Annotated in this window: 16 protein-coding genes; 3 read left to right on the top strand and 13 right to left on the bottom strand. The window is 57.3% G+C overall.

The annotated features are described in order from the left end of the window. Window positions 1–4 precede the first annotated feature (4 nt). The 5 genes from hypE to hypB are packed head-to-tail and all read right to left on the bottom strand — an operon-like array spanning window position 5 to window position 5,382. Window positions 5–1,039 (bottom strand): hydrogenase expression/formation protein HypE, encoded by a 1,035-nt coding sequence (gene hypE, locus AMUC_RS07480; protein ID WP_012420441.1) that lies wholly within the window; start codon window positions 1,037–1,039, stop codon window positions 5–7. A gap of 4 nt (window positions 1,040–1,043) precedes the next feature. Continuing rightward, complete coding sequence (gene hypD / locus AMUC_RS07475; RefSeq protein WP_012420440.1) at window positions 1,044–2,111, bottom strand: hydrogenase formation protein HypD; 1,068 nt, start codon at window positions 2,109–2,111, stop codon at window positions 1,044–1,046. A gap of 33 nt (window positions 2,112–2,144) precedes the next feature. Further along, the gene (locus AMUC_RS07470) at window positions 2,145–2,387 is read right to left on the bottom strand and encodes a HypC/HybG/HupF family hydrogenase formation chaperone (RefSeq protein WP_012420439.1); all 243 of its coding nucleotides are present in this window, start codon (window positions 2,385–2,387) and stop codon (window positions 2,145–2,147) included. 3 nt (window positions 2,388–2,390) lie between these two features. Continuing rightward, window positions 2,391–4,718 carry a carbamoyltransferase HypF gene (gene hypF, locus AMUC_RS07465; RefSeq protein WP_012420438.1) on the bottom strand — a complete coding sequence of 776 codons (2,328 nt, stop codon included), beginning with the start codon at window positions 4,716–4,718 and terminating at the stop codon, window positions 2,391–2,393. After that, entirely contained in the window at window positions 4,699–5,382 is a 684-nt protein-coding gene (gene hypB / locus AMUC_RS07460; RefSeq protein ID WP_233420546.1) for a hydrogenase nickel incorporation protein HypB, read from the bottom strand. Before hypB ends, hypF begins: the two co-directional genes overlap by 20 nt. A 546-nt stretch (window positions 5,383–5,928) precedes the next feature. On the opposite strand from hypB, the gene hisS reads away from it, so the two are divergent. Then, on the top strand, window positions 5,929–7,203 hold the full coding sequence (hisS, locus tag AMUC_RS07455) for a histidine--tRNA ligase (RefSeq protein WP_012420436.1): 1,275 nt from the start codon (window positions 5,929–5,931) through the stop codon (window positions 7,201–7,203). A gap of 35 nt (window positions 7,204–7,238) precedes the next feature. Next, window positions 7,239–9,032, top strand: a complete 1,794-nt coding sequence (gene aspS / locus AMUC_RS07450; RefSeq protein ID WP_012420435.1) for an aspartate--tRNA ligase — start codon at window positions 7,239–7,241, stop codon at window positions 9,030–9,032. A gap of 269 nt (window positions 9,033–9,301) precedes the next feature. Here the strand turns inward: aspS and AMUC_RS07440 are convergent, their stop codons facing one another. The 5 genes from AMUC_RS07440 to AMUC_RS07415 form a co-directional block, all read right to left on the bottom strand. Next, complete coding sequence (locus AMUC_RS07440) at window positions 9,302–9,853, bottom strand: hypothetical protein (RefSeq protein ID WP_143245877.1); 552 nt, start codon at window positions 9,851–9,853, stop codon at window positions 9,302–9,304. Window positions 9,854–10,362: 509 nt separating this feature from the next. Further along, complete coding sequence (locus AMUC_RS13180) at window positions 10,363–10,602, bottom strand: DUF2752 domain-containing protein (RefSeq protein ID WP_180973983.1); 240 nt, start codon at window positions 10,600–10,602, stop codon at window positions 10,363–10,365. A gap of 166 nt (window positions 10,603–10,768) precedes the next feature. Continuing rightward, window positions 10,769–11,224: a hypothetical protein gene (locus tag AMUC_RS07425; protein WP_012420433.1), complete on the bottom strand. Its 456-nt coding sequence runs from the start codon at window positions 11,222–11,224 to the stop codon at window positions 10,769–10,771. A gap of 252 nt (window positions 11,225–11,476) precedes the next feature. Continuing rightward, window positions 11,477–12,640, bottom strand: a complete 1,164-nt coding sequence (locus tag AMUC_RS07420) for an aminotransferase class I/II-fold pyridoxal phosphate-dependent enzyme (protein ID WP_012420432.1) — start codon at window positions 12,638–12,640, stop codon at window positions 11,477–11,479. A gap of 23 nt (window positions 12,641–12,663) precedes the next feature. Then, the gene (locus AMUC_RS07415) at window positions 12,664–13,878 is read right to left on the bottom strand and encodes a beta-ketoacyl synthase N-terminal-like domain-containing protein (protein ID WP_094137966.1); all 1,215 of its coding nucleotides are present in this window, start codon (window positions 13,876–13,878) and stop codon (window positions 12,664–12,666) included. An 82-nt stretch (window positions 13,879–13,960) separates the two neighbouring features. Here AMUC_RS07415 and AMUC_RS07410 point away from each other — a divergent pair, with 82 nt between their 5' ends. Beyond that, on the top strand, window positions 13,961–15,244 hold the full coding sequence (locus AMUC_RS07410; RefSeq protein ID WP_012420430.1) for an alpha/beta hydrolase family protein: 1,284 nt from the start codon (window positions 13,961–13,963) through the stop codon (window positions 15,242–15,244). A 55-nt stretch (window positions 15,245–15,299) separates the two neighbouring features. Here the strand turns inward: AMUC_RS07410 and AMUC_RS07405 are convergent, their stop codons facing one another. The 3 genes from AMUC_RS07405 to ispG form a co-directional block, all read right to left on the bottom strand. Further along, window positions 15,300–16,487 carry an acyltransferase gene (locus AMUC_RS07405; protein WP_012420429.1) on the bottom strand — a complete coding sequence of 396 codons (1,188 nt, stop codon included), beginning with the start codon at window positions 16,485–16,487 and terminating at the stop codon, window positions 15,300–15,302. Window positions 16,488–16,787: 300 nt separating this feature from the next. Beyond that, a complete protein-coding gene (locus AMUC_RS07395) occupies window positions 16,788–17,438 on the bottom strand; it encodes an SDR family NAD(P)-dependent oxidoreductase (protein ID WP_012420428.1) in 651 nt (216 codons plus the stop codon). Between the two features lie 27 nt (window positions 17,439–17,465). Beyond that, window positions 17,466–19,223, bottom strand: a complete 1,758-nt coding sequence (ispG, locus tag AMUC_RS07390; RefSeq protein ID WP_012420427.1) for a (E)-4-hydroxy-3-methylbut-2-enyl-diphosphate synthase — start codon at window positions 19,221–19,223, stop codon at window positions 17,466–17,468. Window positions 19,224–19,226 lie beyond the last annotated feature (3 nt).

Genomic DNA, 19,226 nt, shown 5'->3' with positions numbered 1-19,226 from the left:
GGAATCAGCAGATGCGGGGAAGCTGCATTCCTGAAGGCATCGTCAACACCCGCTCCACTCCAAGAAGTCCCGTCATCAGCAGGGGCGCCGTCCCCAATTCCTCCACCCGGCCTATGACGCAGGCTCCGGCAGATACGCCGCAGCCGCGCATCAGGTTCAGGGCCTCTTCCTCATGCTCCCGTGGAAGAACAGCCAGATAACGTCCCTCACAGGCCACTTGAAGAGGGTCCAGCCCCAACAGCCCGCACGCCGCCCTGACATCCTCACGCACGGGAATGGACATTTCATTCAGCTTCACTGTCAGGCCAGCAGATTCCGCAATCTCCGAAAGAGTGGCGGTCAACCCGCCGCGGGTCACGTCACGCAGGCAATGCACGGGAATGCCGGCACGAATGACGGCGGCCACGGATTCATGCAACGGAGCGGAATCACTTTCCAGGCCGTCTCCGAAAGACAGCCCGGCGCGCAGGCTCATAATCGTCATGCCGTGCCTCCCCAAATCCCCGCTGAGCAGCACGGAATCCCCCGGACGAACGGAAGAAGGGCTGATCTCCAACCCATGGCGCACGATGCCAACCCCGGCAGTATTAATGTAAATGCCGTCCCCCTTTCCGCGCTCCACCACTTTTGTATCCCCCGTCACAATACGGACGCCCGCCGCACGGGCCGCGGCAGCCATATCTTGTGCCACGCGGGCCAGAACTTCCAGCGGAAGCCCTTCTTCCAGAATAAAGCCCGCCGTCAAATACAACGGCTCCGCGCCGCTCATGGCGAGATCATTCACCGTTCCGTGCACCGCCAGTGAACCGATGGAGCCGCCGGGAAACTCCAAAGGCTGCACCACAAAGCTGTCCGTCGTCATCGCCAGCCTCCCCGGAGGAATCTCCAATACGGCGGCGTCATTCTGCACGCCTCCGGAAGGGCACCCGAAGGCGCTCAGAAACACGGAACGGATCAGCTCATTCATCAAGCGGCCTCCGCCGCCATGAGCCATCTGGATACGGTCGGAAACAGGCTCCGGAACAGGACACTCAAACATGGCATCAACTTCTTTTATAATGATAATAAGCGGCGCAAGCCCCTTCCCCGGACACCATGGGAGCCCCCAGCGGGGCCAGCGGCGTGCAGGACGATCCGAAAAAAGGGCATTCTCCAGGACGAATCAGCCCCCTCAGCACCTGCCCGGCCAGGCATCCGGAAGCTTCATCTGCTCCCGGCCTCCCCTTTCCGCATTCAAAACGCAGAACGGCATCCATGTCATTCCACTCACGGCGCAGCCTCATGCCGCCGCCGGGAATCAGCCCCAGACCGCGCCAACGGCGGTCTTCCGGCTCAAAAACTTCATTCATTCTTTCCTGTGCCGCCCTGTTCCCTCCGGGCTTCACATAACGTCCGTACGCATTCCGCACTACATATTCCCCGGCTTCCAGCTGGCGGACGCACATCAGAATGCCGCGGAGCAGGTCCGGAGCCTCAAACCCCGTCACCACCATGGGCGTCCGGTAACGGGCGGCCAAACGCACGTAATCCATTTCCCCCGTGACGGCGCAGACATGGCCGGGAGCCAAAAAAGCGTCCGGCCTTCCCTCATCCTGGTCCATCAGCCATTCCAGAGCCGGGGGGACCAGCACATGGGCGCAGAGAACGGAAAAATTGGCATACCCCAGCATGCGGGCCTGCTGCAGGGCAAGAGCCGTAGCCGGGGCCGTCGTCTCAAAACCTACGGCGAAAAACACCACTTCCGTATCCGGATGGCTTCCGGCATAAGCGACCGCTTCCAGCGGAGAATACATCAAAAACACGTTCCCTCCCCCGGCCTTGGCGGAAAACAAATCCCCGCGGGAGCCCGGCACCCGCATCATATCCCCGTAGCTGCACAAAACCACGCCGGGCCTCAGGCTTAATTCCACGGCCTGGTCAATCAACTCCACCGCCGTAACGCAGACCGGACAGCCGGGGCCATGAATCAGGCGCAGGCCGGGAGGCAGCAACTCCTCCAGCCCCAGAGAAGCAATCGCATGCGTCTGGCCTCCGCATACCTCCATTACCGCCCACGGACGCGTCACAGCGTGGCGCAATTCTTCAATCAGCTGCCGAACTTCCTCCTGCATAAATCATTAATTGAATTCGGAAAACGCCCCTCCCTACAGCGGATCCGTATTTTCCACAATTTCTCTCATTTCCCTGCGGGTTTGAAGAGCGGTCTCCTCGTCCAGCACGCTCAGGGCCATGCCCACGTGAACGATGACGTAATCCCCCGGCACGGCTTCCGGCACACAGGCCAGGTTCACTTCACGGGTCACGCCGCCAAAATCCACCACCCCCAATCTGAACAAAGGGTCCGTCTCATTGACGCTCACAATCTTTCCGGGAACGGCCAAACACATATTCTATCCTTTCCATTGGCGTACGACCGCCGCAACCTGCCCCAGGGAAATTCCCCCGTCATTGCACGGCACCCGCTGGGGCAGAGACAACTGGCACCTTCTAGACTGGGCCATCCCCGCCAGTCCTTCAAGCAAAAAGGCATTCTGAAAACATCCGCCGCCCAGCACCAGCCTATCCAGGCAGAAACGCTCCGCCACGTCAAAAACCAGATTCACCAGGCTCTCATGAAACTTGCGGGCGATGCAGCCGCGGGAAACGCCTTCCAACAAATCTTCATCCACAGACTTCATCAGCGGCCGCCAATCCAGTTCCAGCAATCCCCCTTCTTCATGCATGACCCATTCATACGCGTCCCCCGGCATTTTTTCCCCGGAAGCTTCCGCGGCCCATGATTCCAGCATCATGGCGGCATGGCCCTCACACCCCGCCGCACCGTCAAAACCGCACCAGAAAGCCACGGCATCAAACAACCGCCCCATGGACGAGGAGGACGGACAATGGATATTCCGGGCCATCATCGCCTCCAGAACCTCGCGTTTCCGCACAGGCATCCCCCTCTCCAGACGCTTATCAAGCCCGTACGTACGCCACGGCCCCATCTGACGGGCCAGGGAACAGGCGCACCGGGAAGGTTCCCGAACCGCTTCGTCCCCACCAGGAAGAAGAAACGGCCTGAGGCGGGCCACCCTGCGCGGCTCACCCTCTTCCTCCAACACAAAAAATTCCCCTCCCCATACCGTTCCGTCCGTACCGAACCCCGTCCCGTCCCAAGCTATGCCCAAAGCGGGAAACGGCGTTTCATTTTCCACGGCGCAGGCCAGCACATGAGCCTGATGATGCTGCACAGGGACAACCGTTGCATTCCACTTCCGCGCCAGACGCCGGCCAAGGGCAAAAGTGGGGCCGTCCGGATGGGCGTCCACGGCAATTACCTGCGGAACGGCATCCAGGGTTCTGCCCAGCGCCTCCACCGTCCGCTCAAAAGCGTTCAGAGAAGCCGCACTGCTCAGGTCACCGAGATGCTGGCTCATGACAGCCACGCCCCTTTTCAGCCAGCAGATGGTATTCTTCAGTCCGGCCCCCAAGGCGAGCATGTCGGGAGCCGCCGCAGATGTGCGCCACACAGGCCGCGGGGCATATCCGCGGGCGCGGCGAACCATCATGGCCCTGCCGTCCGTAACGCGGACCACGGAATCGTCCACGGGCCGCACTACCGGACGGTCATGCACCAAAAACACATCCGCCACATGGCCCAGTTTCTCCAGCCCCTCCTCCACGGAGACGCACAGGGGCTCGCCGCTCAGGTTCCCGCTGGTCACCACCAGAGGCTTTCCCCACACATCCATCAGCAGCGCATGAAGAGGGGAAGACGGAAGCATTATCCCCACAAAACGGCTGAACATGCACACGGAAGGAGCCAGATCCACATCCTTCCCCCCCCGGGCCAGTACAATGGGGGCGGCCGGAGAAGTCAGCAGGCGCCTTTCCTCCTCCGACAGGCGGCACAGCCTCTCCGCCGCAGCCACATCCGGCACCATCACGGCAAAAGGCTTGGCGTCACGCTCCTTCAACCGCCGGAGACGCCTGACGGCAGCTTCCGAAGAAGCATCTGCCAGCAATTGAAAACCTCCTACGCCCAGCAGGGCCACAATCAAACCGTCCGCCAGCACCCATGCCACCTGTGCCGCGGGGGTATCAAACCCATGGCCGAACCCCAGTTCTGAACCATCTGAAAACAGCACCTTCACGGAAGGACCGCAGGACGGGCAGCCGATAGGCTGTGCGTGAAAACGCCTGTCCTCCACATCCTGGTACTCCCTCCGGCACTCCGGACACATTCGGAACCCCTTCATGCTGGTTCTCGCTCGGTCATACGGCATTGTCTCAATAATGGAATAGCGGGGACCGCAGTGCGTGCAGTTGGTAAACGGATAATGATACCGGCGGGAAGACGGGTCGTGCATTTCTTCCAGGCACTCTGGGCACGGAGCCAGATCCGGCAGCATCACCGGAACGCCTCCGGGGGTGGAATCGCTTTCCTCAATGCGGAATTCCTCAAAACCGGCAGGCTCGCATACGGTCCGCTCCACTCCATAAACCCGGGCATGCTCCGGCAGGCCGTCCATCAGCGCGGTCCAGAAACGCTCCGGAGCGCCGGGCTCCCCTTCCACATGAATCTCCACGCCGGACTCCGTATTGCGCACAAACCCTTTCAATCCGTGCCGTACCGCCAAACGGTACACATGGGGACGGAAGCCGACCCCCTGAACCATGCCGGCTATCTCAAATTTCAATGCCGCGGCGGCCTGTTCAATGGTGGTGATGGCCATGATGCTGAATCGTGCCTTCCCGGGCGCGGCGCGCACGTTCCACAATCTCCTCGCACCAGGCCTCCATTCCTTCGCCGGTCTTGGAAGAAACCTCAATCACGTGCGCATGGTGAGCCACCTTGTTCAGCGCGGCCAGGGCGGCGTCACGGTTAAAATCCACGGCATCCGCCAGATCGGACTTGGTCACCAGGGCAACATCCGCAGAATGGAACATGGGAGGATATTTCAACGGCTTGTCCTCACCCTCCGTCACGGAAAGCAGCACCACGCGCACGCCTTCCCCCAGGTCATAGGAAGCCGGGCAAACCAGATTGCCCACATTCTCAATAATCAAAACGTCGAGATCGTCCAGAGGCATTTTCTTCATGGCCTCCGCAATCATGCGGGCGTCCAGATGGCACATGGTGCCCGTTGTAATCTGCACCACGGGGATATCCGCTCGGCTCAGGCGTTCCGCATCATTATCCGTCGCCAAATCCCCTACGATAACCCCCATGCGCACACGGCCGCGGAGCATCTCCGCCGTCTTCTGCAACAGAGAAGTCTTTCCTGACCCCGGAGAAGAAAAAACATTGATAACCAAAAGGTTTTTTGCAGCAAAAAAACCTCTGTTGCGCTCTGCCAGCCGGTCATTGGCATCCAACACCGGAACATGGACATCCATGCCGTGGCCGTGACTTTCATGGGAGAGCTCCCCCCCGCATCCACATTCTTTACACATAATCAATACTGATATTAGATTCCCAAAGAGAAAAAAAACTCATTCGTTTCACGTCATACTCCTATGAAATCAAACAAAACTGCCCCGGTTTTCTTTTTAAAGCGGGAGGAAAATATTTTTCTATAAAGGGAAAGATGAAATGCTCCATACGCAAAAAAACTTTTGAGAACACCTTCTTATCATTTCCCCTTGCTGTTCAATATCATTGTTTGACATCCGGTTACAAATCCGCAGGCACTTAAACCTTCATTCCCCATAGCCCGCGCAAAAAATCCGGATCATTATAAAAAACACTAAAATCGCCAATAATTAATCCTTTTCCCATTTCCCTCACTTCATGTAAAACCGGAATAACCGTCCCCATCCTCCTGCATAGGGTCATTCATCTGGTTTCCACCGAAATTCCTTCATCATAAGCATGTGGACTTGCCAAGGCATAGGAATTCTGTAAACTGTTTCGTCCTCAGACAACATCCTTTTTTCCAGGTTATGCCAGACGCTCGCTTTCAACCACTTCCCGGATTCCGCGATTTTGCACCGGCGGATTGCGCCGTGCGCAACTATCTTTTCAACGCATGGAAGAAGGTGGCGCATCGTTACGGATTCCTGGAATGGGAGGGCCCGACTGTGGAAGCCACGGAGCTTTATCTTAAAAAGAGCGGAGGCGAGCTGCCCACCCAGCTCTTCCGCTTCACGGACCAGGGGGACCGGGACATCACCATCCGCCCGGAACTCACCGCCTCCCTGGGACGCATCGCAGCCGCTTATCAGCGCGAATACACCAAACCGCTCAAGTGGTTTGAAATCGGCTCATGCTTCCGTTATGAAAAACCCCAGAAAGGGCGTCTGCGCGAATTTTATCAATTCAATGCGGATATTCTGGGAGAAGCCTCCGCGTGGGCGGATTCCGAACTGATAGCCCTGGCCATCGACTGCATGAGGGAACTGGGCTTTACGCAAAACGACTTCATTGTGCGCGTCTCTGACCGGGAAGCCTGGATCAGGTTTGCTTCGGAACACGGCGTGCAGGAACAGGATATTCCCGCTTTCCTCGGCATCGTGGACAAATTTGAACGTGACCGCCCGGAAGAATGCCAGCGCAAGCTGGACGCCTTTCATATCAGCCGCGGCGATCTGGTGGCCTTCATTGAAAACCCGCCCGCCGGAGCGTCCGAACGCTATGACATCCTGATGAAAGACCTGACGGCCCGCGGGCTGGACGGCTATGTCAAGCTGGACTTATCCGTAGTGCGCGGACTGGCATACTACACCGGTCTGGTTTTTGAAATCTTTGACACACAGCGCAGCCTGCGCGCCGTAGCCGGTGGAGGACGTTACGACACGCTGGTAGGCGCCCTTTCCAACAACGCAGTGGACATGCCGGCAACCGGTTTTGCCATGGGGGATGCCGTCATCACCCACCTTATTGAACAGACGCCCCATGCCAGGGCGCTGAAAGATGCGGCGCTGGCCTCCGCAGGCTGCGACATCTTCATGGTTCAGGCATCTGAAAGCCGCCGCGCGGAAGTTCTTGCCATCGTCTCCGCCCTCCGGGACCAGGGATACAGTGTGGACCTTCCCCTCACGCTCACCAAAGTCAACGGACAGCTCCAGAAGGCCGTCAAATCCGGCGCCCGCGCGGCCTTGATCGTGGGAGATGAATTCCCGGTCATGGAACTTCGCGACCTGGGCGCGCGCACCTCATCCCCCGTCGCCATGGACGACCTGTTTGACGCCGTGGCTTCACTCACCGGAAGCAATTGACACCGTTCTTTCCCCTTCTTCCATTTTCAATAAAGATGAACTCATACCGCACTCATACCTGCAGCGAATTGCGCGCTGCGAACATCGGCAAGCCGACCACCCTCATCGGCTGGGTAGATTCCGTCCGGGACCATGGCGGCGTCATATTTATCGACTTGCGCGACCGCTCCGGCATCACGCAGGTAGTCTTTCACCCGGAAGTCAATCAGGATGTGGCGAAAGCCTCCCAGCAGCTCCGCTCCGAAGACATGATCCAGATTTCCGGCACCGTGGCCGCCCGCCTGAAAACGGATACGGTGGACACGACCAATGCGGACCTCCCCACCGGGGAAATCGAAGTCTCCGCAGACACCCTGAACGTCATCAACAAGGCTGACGTGCTCCCCTTCCAGCTGGATCGGGCCCTCTCCAACGAAGACCTGCGCCTCAAATACCGCTTTCTGGACCTGCGCCGCCCGACCATGGCCCGCAACATGCAGATCCGCCACCGCGTCACCAAATCCACGCGCGACTATCTGGACGAGCACGGCTTTCTGGAAATTGAGACGCCCATCCTCTCCAAATCCACGCCGGAAGGCGCACGGGACTTCCTGGTGCCCTCCCGCCTGGCGCCCGGCAAATTCTACGCGCTGCCCCAGGCCCCGCAGCAATACAAGCAGCTGCTCATGGTAGCCGGCATGGAACGCTATTTCCAAATTGCCCGCTGCTTCCGTGACGAAGACCTGCGCGCGGACCGCCAGCCGGAATTCACCCAGGTGGACATTGAAGCTTCCTTCATCACGCCGGAAGACATCTACAACCTGGTGGAAGGCCTGCTCAAACGCGTGTACAAGGAATCCCTGGGCGTGGACATTCCCACCCCCTTCCCCCGCATGACCTGGAAGGAAGCAATGGATCAGTACGGTTCCGACAAGCCGGAACGCCGCTTCGGCATGAAGCTAACGGACGTCTCCTCCATCTTTGAAAACAGCGGCTTCAAGGTATTCGCCTCAGCCGTAAGCAACGGCGGCGTGGTCAAGGCCATCAACGCCAAGGGATTCGGTTCCGCCTCCGTTGGCCAGATTGACGCCCTGACGAAAACTGCCGTGGAAGCCGGAGCCAAAGGCCTGGCCTACATCAAGGTGCGCGAGGAAGACTGGAGAAGCCCCATCTCCAAATTCCTTTCCGACGAAGAAAAACAAAAACTCACGGAAGCCCTGGACATCGAAACAGGAGACCTCGTTCTCTTTGCCGCCGGCCCGTGGGAACCCTCCTGCGATATCCTGGGCCGCGTGCGCCTGCAATGCGCCGAATTCATGGAACTGCTCAAGGACAACAAGGAACGCGACTTCCTGTGGGTTATTGAATTCCCGCTGGTGGGCTGGGATGAGGAAGAGCAGCGCTGGGTCGCCATCCACCACCCCTTTACCCGCCCCGTCAAGGAAGACGAACAAAAACTGCTCAGCGGGGAACTCTCCGCAGACCTTCGCGCGCAGGCCTACGATGTGGTGCTCAACGGCACGGAGCTGGGAGGCGGTTCCATCCGCATCCATGAACGCGACCTGCAGTCCGCCATGTTCAAGGCGCTCGGCATCACGGAAGAACAGGCCCGCGAACAATTCGGCCACATTCTGGACGCTTTCAGCTTCGGCGCTCCACCCCACGGAGGCCTTGCGCTGGGCCTCGACCGCCTGGTCATGATGATTTGCAACGCGGAATCCATCCGCGAAGTCATCGCATTCCCGAAAAACAACCGGGGAGCGGATCTGATGAGCGACTCCCCCGCCGCCGCGGAAGACCGTCAGCTGCGCGACATTCACATTCAGGTGAAACTGCCCGCTAAAAAATAGCCGGATCCCTTAAACAAACCCCCGGATGGCAATCATTCCATCCGGGGTTTTTTCATGCAGGAAAAACAAAACTCCCTTTCCCGGCAGGCAGCGCACCATTCCTCCCGCGCCTTCGCCTCGCCCGGAATACGGACAACCTTCCCGTCGTCAATGACGGCCAAAAAAACTCCGGGCCAGGCATGCCGGACATACAGCCGGATTTCCCAACCGGAATGTGGCGTCTTCAGAATAAAACCAGGATAAACTGGTATCTGGGACAATCCGTTTTCCTATCCTTTCAGCACACATTCATCCCGGGATGCCGCGAAAGAGCCGGCGCCGATTTCAATATTCAAAATCCGGCAGGGATGCTGGCGCTGTTCCGAGGCGCAATGCCGCATTCCCTGAATCAGCACCCTCAAATCATCCGCCCGGTCATGCTTCCTCCATCCGGAAATGAGCAGACGGAGGCACTGGACCTTCCCGTCTTCATTCGTCTGGAACCAGATGGCCATGGTCTCATCCGCAGCCATGCGGCCTCCCCTGCCGGCAAGCTTGAACATTCCGGAATCCTCCGAACACTCCATGCTGTCCCAAACCACATCCTTGATACCGCATTCGGCTGAATTCCTGACGGCAATCTTTCCGCCGGGAAACCATCCCATATGAAACAGCAGGCATCGCATCAGGTAGGCACGTCTTAGGGCGCAATCCTCCCGATGGGTGCCGAGACCGAGAGATTTCCTGGCGCCGCAGAACTTGCTTCCCCGGTCGATAGTCAGCCGGACCTTATAACTTCCGGATGTATTCTTCCGCAATTCGATTGATCTATAGATGGACATGCAAATATTCATACAATATCCAAAAACTATATATATAAAATCAACCGGGCCTAGAATAAAAATGTTAGAAAATTACACAACTTAATAGAAAACAACATTATCAACAAAATACCGGAATAAAGAAAAATCAAAATATTCCACACCACGAACACTCCTTTCATGAACGGCAATACCGGCCATTCCCAGAAAAGCTATTCCCCTTCCTGACAAAAAATAATCCTAAGGCATGAAACACCGGCGCCGCATACCCCTCTCCTTTTCAGGAACAACGCAGCTCCCTCCGGCAAAACGCTCAACCTGGGCAGGGGAACTTCATCTTCGGCACTACGAGGAATTTGGCATGGAATTCATTCAATAAAAACTCAACATCATTCCGTCCCCCCCCACCAGGCGCCAGCCCCGTTACAGGGAATAAACAGGAGGCAGAAGAACTTCCCAGGCCCTGCTTCAAAACTTCCGCCGTGTCATTTACCGGGGACAGGGGATGCCGGTTCCCCCCTTGCGGCATGCTACGCGGGAGAACTATTTTCCTTTTCCCGGCTTCCCGCCCTTCTCCGCCAGCACCATGCCAAATAAACCGCGGCAGCCCCTCCATTGAGCAGTCCTGCCATAAACAAGACCGGAGCTCCTCGGTTCCATCCCCAGGCAGCGCGTATATCCCCACGGGCCATTTCCGCATACCCTCGCGTCATGCCGCACAACGGGCATTCACGATGCGGCACGGCAACAGAAACCGCCAGAGAATTCATCCTGTCAGGGCTAATTGCCAGAGCCATGAGGGAGGGCGCCAGCAACAGGCAGGACAGAACAGCCCATACAGGCAGCCATACTTTCCTGACTACCCAGCTATCACGGCATGAACGCCATGAAGAGCGCCCGCCATTCATCGCCGATCTTCCTAAAAAGGTTCAGGAACTACAAATCCTGGGAGCCTGTTCCATCCGCAGGGGACATTCCATCCGCCTCCCCGAACCGCCTCAATGACTCCCTGTTTTCCTGCTCCATCTGCCGAAGCTCCTTTTGAATTTCCAGAGCCTTCTTTTCCACATAATCCTGGTGCTGTTCCATGTAAGTCACGGTAGCGCTGGCCATCCATGCCTGGACAATTCCCGCAACGGCGGACAGGGCCAACGCGATAATGGCAACAACAAGAGCCCCTTTGGGCGAACCTTTACTGACAGCCACAATGCTCATGATCAGTGCAATAATGGCAAGCAGCCCCGCAGGAATCAGAGTAATCCAGCCCAGGCACGGGAAAAAACCGATCAATGCCAATACCAGGGCGATAATGCCGAGAACAAGAGCGGCCGTGCAGGAAGGAGAACCGCTGCAGCAGGACGAAGGGGAAGAAGAATCAGAAGTATTCATCATGACGTTATTTTATAGGGTTCAGTGAAAATTCCTTTGGGAACCTTCATTCTTTCCCCTTACTGGAAGAAAACTTCCCTGTCAAGATGCAAGCTCTGCTATTCAGGACATCCGGATGTCATTCCGTTCCGCCAGGCATCAGATATCCTTCTTCCTTTTTTATGGCGGCATCAATGAGGATAATCCCATTTCCGGCAGGCCCCGCATAAAAACAGGAACCGGCTCCAATGCGGAGAACCAAAAACAACGCCTGCGTTACTTCCCATGCAGCAGCTCCTTCAACGCCGTCCCCAGCCGCGTGACCTGCCCGGATTCATGCGCAGCCGTTACCGTAATGCGCAACCGGGCCGTTCCGCGGGGAACCGTAGGATAACGGATGGCGGGAGCCAGAAAGCCCTGTTCCAGCAGGGCATCCGCCGCAGCCAGGGCAGCATCGTTTTCTCCCACCACAACAGGGAAAATGGAAGAAAGAGGCCTTCCCGGCATCCCCAGTGCGGCGGACAAACTGTTTGCCAGCACGGAAACACGGCGGCGCAATTCCTTTCCCTCCCCGCTGCGGATCACTTCCACCGCGGCCAGGGCGGCGGCGGCCAAAGCGGGAGGCGGAGCCGTGGAATAAATCAGGGACCGGGCGGAATTAACCATTACATCCGCCCAGGCGCGGGAACAGGCCACATATCCACCACTTACCCCGGCAGCCTTGCTCAAAGTCCCCATTTGAAAATCTATCCGGGAGGAAACACCCAGCTCTTCCGCCAGTCCGGCCCCGTGTTCTCCCAGCACACCGAATCCGTGAGCTTCATCCACCAGCAGCAACGCGCCGAATTCATCCTTCAGACGCACAATTTCCCGAAGGGGGGCACGGTCTCCATCCATGCTGAAAACGGATTCGGTCACTACCAGAATCCCGCCGGAAGGATTCGCGTCCCGCAAATGCTGCAGTTTTTTCCTTAATGACTCCATATCGTTATGCAGGAACGTAGACAAACGCGCCCCGGACAAACGCGCCCCGTCAATCAGGCTGGCATGGGACAACTTATCCATCAGCACCGTATCCTCCCGGTCCGCAATAGAAGCAATCACTCCCAGGGAGGTAGCATAACCGGAGGAAAAACTGACCGCCGCTTCAGTCCCCTTCAAAGCGGCCAGGGCCTCTTCCAGACAGGAATGTTCCCGCCGCGTCCCCGTCACCAGGCGGGATGCCATGGCTCCGACCCCTTCATCCCGCACCGCACGGGAAAAAGCCTCCGCCAGGGACGGATGGTGGGCCAGCCCCAGATAATCGTTGCTTGCCAGATTGACCGCTTCCCGGCCATCCGCCAGACGGGCCATTCCTCCGGGCAGGCATTCCACATCCCGCAGGACGCGCAGCAGCCCCGCAGACTTCAACTCTGACAAAAACTGTTCAGGATTCTTCATAAGCGTTCACTATTCAACAATATTCAACCGTCCACAGCCAGACTCAGCACCACATTATGGCCGCCCATGGAAGCGGCGGATTTGACCAGCATCCGCCCCCCGGCCAACGGCAACTCCTCCGCAGAACAGGCGCCGCCTTCCGGGAAGGTGGCCCAGGGAGGATTGGGAGGCAATACCCCCTCCCTGGCAAAGACCAGCATCAGGGCCAGTTCCAAAATTCCGCTGCCTCCAATGGCATGCCCCGTCCACGGCTTCATCATCCTCAAATCCGGCAGTCCGTCTTTAAAAACCCTTTTCAAAGCAGCCCGTTCGGACACGCTATTCCCCGCCGTGCCGCTGGCATGGGGACAAACGGTCAGAGGAACCGCTCCATCCCGACTTTTCAAAGCAGCCTCCAGCAGGGCGGCTATGCTCTTTCCGTCCTCCGGCATGCCCAGCGGGCTATAGGCATCGGAATTCACCAGATAATCCTTCACATAAATACCTGGAGCAGAAGACAATTCCAGGGCTATGGCCGCCCCTCCCTCGGAAATGCACATGCCGTCGGCCAGAGGGCCGTAGGGATCATTCAAACCATTGCGGGAAAGCATGCCGGAGGCCCAGTACGTCCCCAGCAGCTCCCGGCACAAAGGCAAATCCAGACCGATAGCCAGCGCTCTCTTAACAACTCCCTGCCGCATCAGCATGGCGGCCATGCCTACGGCATCCAGGCCGGCGGCACAGCCGCTCGCCAGCACGTGATAAGGCCCGCAAATTCCCAATTCGATGCTGACGCAGGAAGCAAGTTCGCTATGCAGGGAATTGGGAACGGCCAAAATTTTCATGGGCCGCCGTCCCGGCCACGGGCTCAGCCATCCGGAAGCATTCCCGCGGGAACTGCCCACAATCAGGGCGGCATCCCTCAATTCCTTCCTTCCCCATCCGGCATCCTCCACGGCCTGGCGCGCCAACAGCAGCGCCAGCTGGGAAGCAGGGCCGTTCCTGCGGCTGCATAACAATTCCCTGTCTGGAATCCATCCGCTCAATACATCGCCCCAGGGATTACCTTCGCCCCACAATTCGCTCAACGGCTTCAACACTCTGCGCCCTTCCCTTACCCCGGCAAGATGGACTGCCGCCCCCATGCCGAAGCCGGAAGCCAGGCCCAGGCCGCATACCCGCGGTTCCGGGCTTCCAGGACTCTTACCCCCCGCCATCATGACGGCGGCCAGACTACCGCCCTGCCCGGAAAAACTCAAGCTTCCGATGCGTCAGGAACAACCTGAAAAGACCACCGCTGCAACCTTGCAATGGAAGCTTCTTTTATGGCAATCTGGCTTCATGACTATTCAGCCCGCCGTTTTTTTCTCTCTTCTATTGGCATCCCTTTCTCTTCCCTCCTTCTCCCTTACCCCGCCCAGTGAAAAATTCCGGGCGGCAGACTGGGCGGTGCTTCATTCATCCCGGAGCGACCAGCGGCATGTTTCCTCCCGGGGCATCGTCCAGACCATGCTGGAAAAACTGCGTCCGGCATGCGAATTTTCCCCGGATATGGCTCCGAAGGATTTCCCCGCCTGGCGGGAAAAAGTCCGGAAAGCCATGCAACAACTGATGAAATTCCCCCCCCAGGCGGATATCCCCGCCCCCGTTCTGGTAAAAACCGTGCCAAGAGAACACTACCGGGTGGAAAAATGGGAAGCCTATCCCTTCCCGGGAGCCGCCGTACCGTTCCTGGTGCTCCTGCCGGACAACGCTTCAGACAAAAATCCGGTTCCCGTGCTATTCTGCATTCCCGGGTCAGACCAGACCAAGGAAGAGCTGGCGGGGGAAACATCACCGGATCTGGACCAGCCTTCCGTACAGCAGCCGGGCAACAACGCCATGGCTTTCCATTATGTCAGGCAGGGATGGGCGGCCATTGTGGTGGACAATGCCGGAACGGGTGAAGAAGGAGACGCGGAACACGCCGCAGGCCGTTCTTCACACGATTATGAAAACCTGGCCCGCTTCCTGCTGGAAATGGACTGGAGCTGGCTGGGCTACACCTCCTACGCGGACCAATGTATTCTGGATTGGGTGAAAACACGACCCTGGGCGCAAAAAAACCATATTATCCTCAGCGGCTTCTCCCTGGGAACGGAACCCATGATGGTTCTGGGCAGCCTGAACCCGGATATCTTTGCCTTCGTATATAACGACTTTCTGTGCCGCACGCTGGAACGCGCCAAAACCATGACCATGCCCAACGGCAGGGGCGTGCGTTCCGCTCCCAACTCCATCCGCCACCTCATTCCGGGCTTCTGGAAACAATTCGACTTCCCGGACATCGTGGCGGCTCTCGCTCCGCGCCCTGTCATTTGCACGGAAGGCGGCCTGGACAGGGACTTCCAGCTCATCTCCGCAGCCTACCGTATGGCCGGGGCGCCGGATCATTTCCAGTACCATCACCAGCCCCGGTTTGCGGACCCTGCCCAACGCTGGCACGGCAGCCAATTGCCCGCAGGTCTGGACAGGGACGCCTTTTTCCGTTTCGCCAATGTGGACCCGCGCAACCATTTCTTCAAAAAAGACCTGGTCATTCCCTGGCTTAAAACCCTCCTGGATAAAAGCGATAATAAAAACTAGCCCAGCTCCAGACAAAAACCGCCCGGAACCGCCGGAACAGGGCATTCCCTCATCCTTAGGGATGCGAATCTATCCGGCGGCACATCTTCCGGAACGCATGCCCCAGCTTTCCGCAAAAGCCCGTCACCGCCCGGGCGCCCCTTTCCACGTTCATGAGCTTAAATAAATAACGCCGCACGGAGTCCACCAAGGCGCATCCGGCATAAACCACGGCGGCTATTGCCAACACGTTCACAACCATCAGGGCTGAGGAAGAAGACGCTGTCCACTCAAAGACATCCCACAAAAACCATTTTCCTATCAAAGCATTACAATGCAGCACATAAACGCTGAACGACGCTGCCGCCAGCCATGAAATACAGGAGACAGCCCTTCGGGATGAAAAATGCATCCGGGAAAAAATCAGCAACAGGGCAACCGCCGGCCCTACAATAAAAGGAGAATTATAGCGAATAAACATTCCACCGCCCTTGATCTGCCCAATCAGGTATGGAGACACCACATTCAGAACCATCTTGAAAACCCAGGCAAAACATACGCATCCGGCATAAAACATCCATAACGGACGCGTTTTCATTCCCGTCAGCAAGCCATGCTTTTTAACATACATCCCCAGCATGTAAAGGATGCCCAGCCACCAGATGCTATACCCTTCTTCCACCGGGAACACATCCGTGTGAAGCAGGGTGGGAATAATGGAAAACAGCATGAAAACGGTAACCAGAAGATACTGGAACTGTAATTTGGTCAGCCTGTTCCCCAGGGCGTTAAGAAACGGAATGAAGAAAAACAGCCCCACATACGCCGTCACATACCAATATTGGCCGGATAAAACCGGAAAAAGGGAATGCAGAATATTACTCAACTGAACCTCCTGGGGGAAAAACAACAGAGCCAGCAGCAAACTGCCCCATGTATAAAAAACAACCTGAAACCATAAGGAAACCACACGTTCATACCTGAACGTTCCGTCGCAGCACACATATCCTGTAATTAACGCATAACAATTCACACCGCAATAAGCGGCAATCTCCAGCAGCCACCCGACATTATAGGAAGCGGACCCATGGTTCTCCAAAGACAAAACATCAATGGAAGCCAAAAGATGAAGAATTAAAACCATCATCATGGCGACAATGCGCAAGGCATCTATTCCATAATTCCGGGACGGGGAAATATATTCCGGACAACCACAGGAAAAACGCTTTCCTTTCTCTTCATCATCAGCCAGCGGCAAACTCATGGAGAAACATTTCTACGGATTTATTATCCGCGTTCAAGCCTTAATATTGAAGAAGAATAATTTAAGAAAAAATTTGATACACGAGGGACATCCGGTTCCCGTTGAAAACATGGAATTCCAAACACGGAAAGAGGAATCTGTCCATGTTTTCCTGCTTCCCAAAAGACAGGAAAAACCTTGTTTCTCAAGATTTCCTGCTTTCAGCACCATCGCAGGCAATCATTTTTATTAAAAAAATGATTTTTTGGAAAATATAGCATCAACAGAGGAGAACGCGGATAATAAATCCGCTGTCCATTATTAAACAATCCTGCTGTCCAGATCGAACACCTGGCCGGAAGCCGCCGTAAGAACATCCTGTAAAAACAGGATAAACGCCGCAGCCTGTTCCGGCGTATTCAACCGGCTCAAAACATGCCGGGACAAAGCCGCCTCTTTCACGCTATCCCGCAGCACGGCCGTCATCTCCGTCAGCATGAACCCCGGCAACACCAGATTCACGCGAATCCCATCCTTTCCCCATTCCCGCGCCAGGCTTTTCACCAGGCCCGCCAGAGCAGCCTTGGAAGCGGCATAAGCCGCCTGGGACGAAGCCGGACGGAGCGCCGCATAAGAACCGATCATCACCACCTGCCCCTCCCTCTTCTCCCGCACCATGGCGGCGGCGGCGCATCGGCCGCACCAGGCGGCTCCCGTCACATTCACATTCATTACCTCGTCCCACTCCTCCTCCGTCTGCTTCAGGAACGGCCTGTCCCTGGTAATTCCGGCGGCGCAAACCGCCAAATCATACGCGGCATGGCAATCAAACCAGCGGCGTACGGCGGAACGGTCTCCCACATCCAGTACGGCATGGCTCGGGGCATCCGTCTCCCATCCCGCAGCGGAAAAACATTCCACGATGGCCCGCGCCAAACCGCCGTGACCGCCGCTGATGAACACTCTCCGCATCAAAAAAGTTCCCTCAACGTTAAAACCTCACTTGGGGTCCACCCACCGCCCATACTCCTTGATCAGATCCACCAGCCGTTCCACAGCCTCCTCCTGGGGAATATTGAACTTCACAGGCGTATGCTTCACATACAGGTTGATCTTGTTCGGCGCGCCGCCCACATAACCGAAATCCGCATCCGCCATCTCGCCGGGGCCATTCACAATACATCCCATCACGGCAATCTTCACCCCTTTCAGATGTTCCGTGGCTTTCCGGATGCGGGCCGTCGCCTCCTGGATATTGTACAGGGTACGCCCGCAGGACGGGCAGGAAACGTAATCCGCCCGCGTCAGCCTCGTTCCCGTAGCCTGCAAAATATTGAATCCCAGGAAAGAAGCCAAACGGGGGTCCGACTCGCCCTGAATCAGCACGGCGTCTCCAATCCCGTCGCACAGCAGGGAGCCGATATTGCGGGCAGCCGTCAGCGGCACGTCTTCCCCGGAAACGGAACCGGGCACCAGCGTATCCTTCAGCAGGATCAGATGCCTGTCCTCAATACGGGCAGCCAGAAGGCGGAACGCATATACAGGCTCCATAGCCAGCCCGTTCTTCACAGTAACAATAGACGGTTCCGCCAGCTCCTTCAACGGCTCCAGATCGGCATCGCACCGGGGATCCACCTCAATGGCATCCAGCTGCCCCAGGGATAATTCAGGCATCATGTCCCCCATCGCCTCCCGTTCTGTCTGCAGGGCGTAAAACCCGGCGTCAGGAACCGCCACGCGCACAGGCTGTTCCCAGCCCAGGCGTACGCCATAATACATCGCCAGCCCACCCTGCCTTTTGGAAAACTTCAGGGGATCATAGCTCAACTCCGGTTCAGGGAAGGAAACCGGGTCATCGGAACGCTCCGACGGCTGGAAAGGATTGGACAGGCGGTAAGCCACGGGCACCTCCCTCACAGCGTCCTCCGTCAGGGAAACGCGCAGGGTATCACCAATGCCGTCCGTCAGCAGGGAGCCGATGCCCACGGCGCTCTTGATGCGGCCGTCCTCTCCGCCCCCGGCTTCCGTCACCCCCAGATGAATGGGATAATTCCAATCCGGCCCCAGGGCGTTCATGCGCTCCACCAGCAATCGGTAAGCGGCCACCATCACCTTGACGTTGGAAGCCTTCATGGAAAACACCAGGGAATGGTAATCCAGGTCGCGGGCAATCTGGGCAAACTCAATCGCGCTCTCCACCATCCCCTCCGGCGTATCGCCAAAGCGGTTCAGAATGCGGTCGGACAGGGAGCCATGGTTGGAACCGATGCGCATCGCGCGGCCATGCTCCCGGCAAAACAGAACCAGGGGCGTAAATTCTTCCTTCAGGCGGTCCAGCTCCTCGCGGTATTCGGCGTCGGAATACTCCCGCACTTCAAACTTCTTCTTATCAACGAAATTGCCCGGATTAATACGAATCTTCTCCACCCATTTGGCAGCCTCCATCGCGGCATCCGGCTTGAAGTGGATATCGGCCACCAGAGGCACATGGCAGCCGGCAGCGCGCAATTCCCGGGCAATATTCTCCAAATTGGCGGCATACGCCTTGGTCTGGGCGGTCAGGCGGATAATCTCGCACCCTGCCTCCGCCAGCTCCAAAGCCTCCTTCACGCAGGCATCCGTATCCCGCGTATCGGACGTCAGCATGGACTGGATCCGGATGGGATTGGATCCGCCCACCCCCACATTCCCCACCATGACTTCACGGGTTACGCGGCGCGTATATCGATAAGGACTCGGACAATAGGAAGACTGCATGAA

The organism is Akkermansia muciniphila ATCC BAA-835 (assembly GCF_000020225.1).
In the GTDB taxonomy this organism is placed as follows: Bacteria; Verrucomicrobiota; Verrucomicrobiia; order Verrucomicrobiales; family Akkermansiaceae; genus Akkermansia; species Akkermansia muciniphila.
The sequence above is the reverse complement of the archived record's forward strand: the minus strand, read 5'-3'. Positions and strand labels throughout refer to the sequence as shown.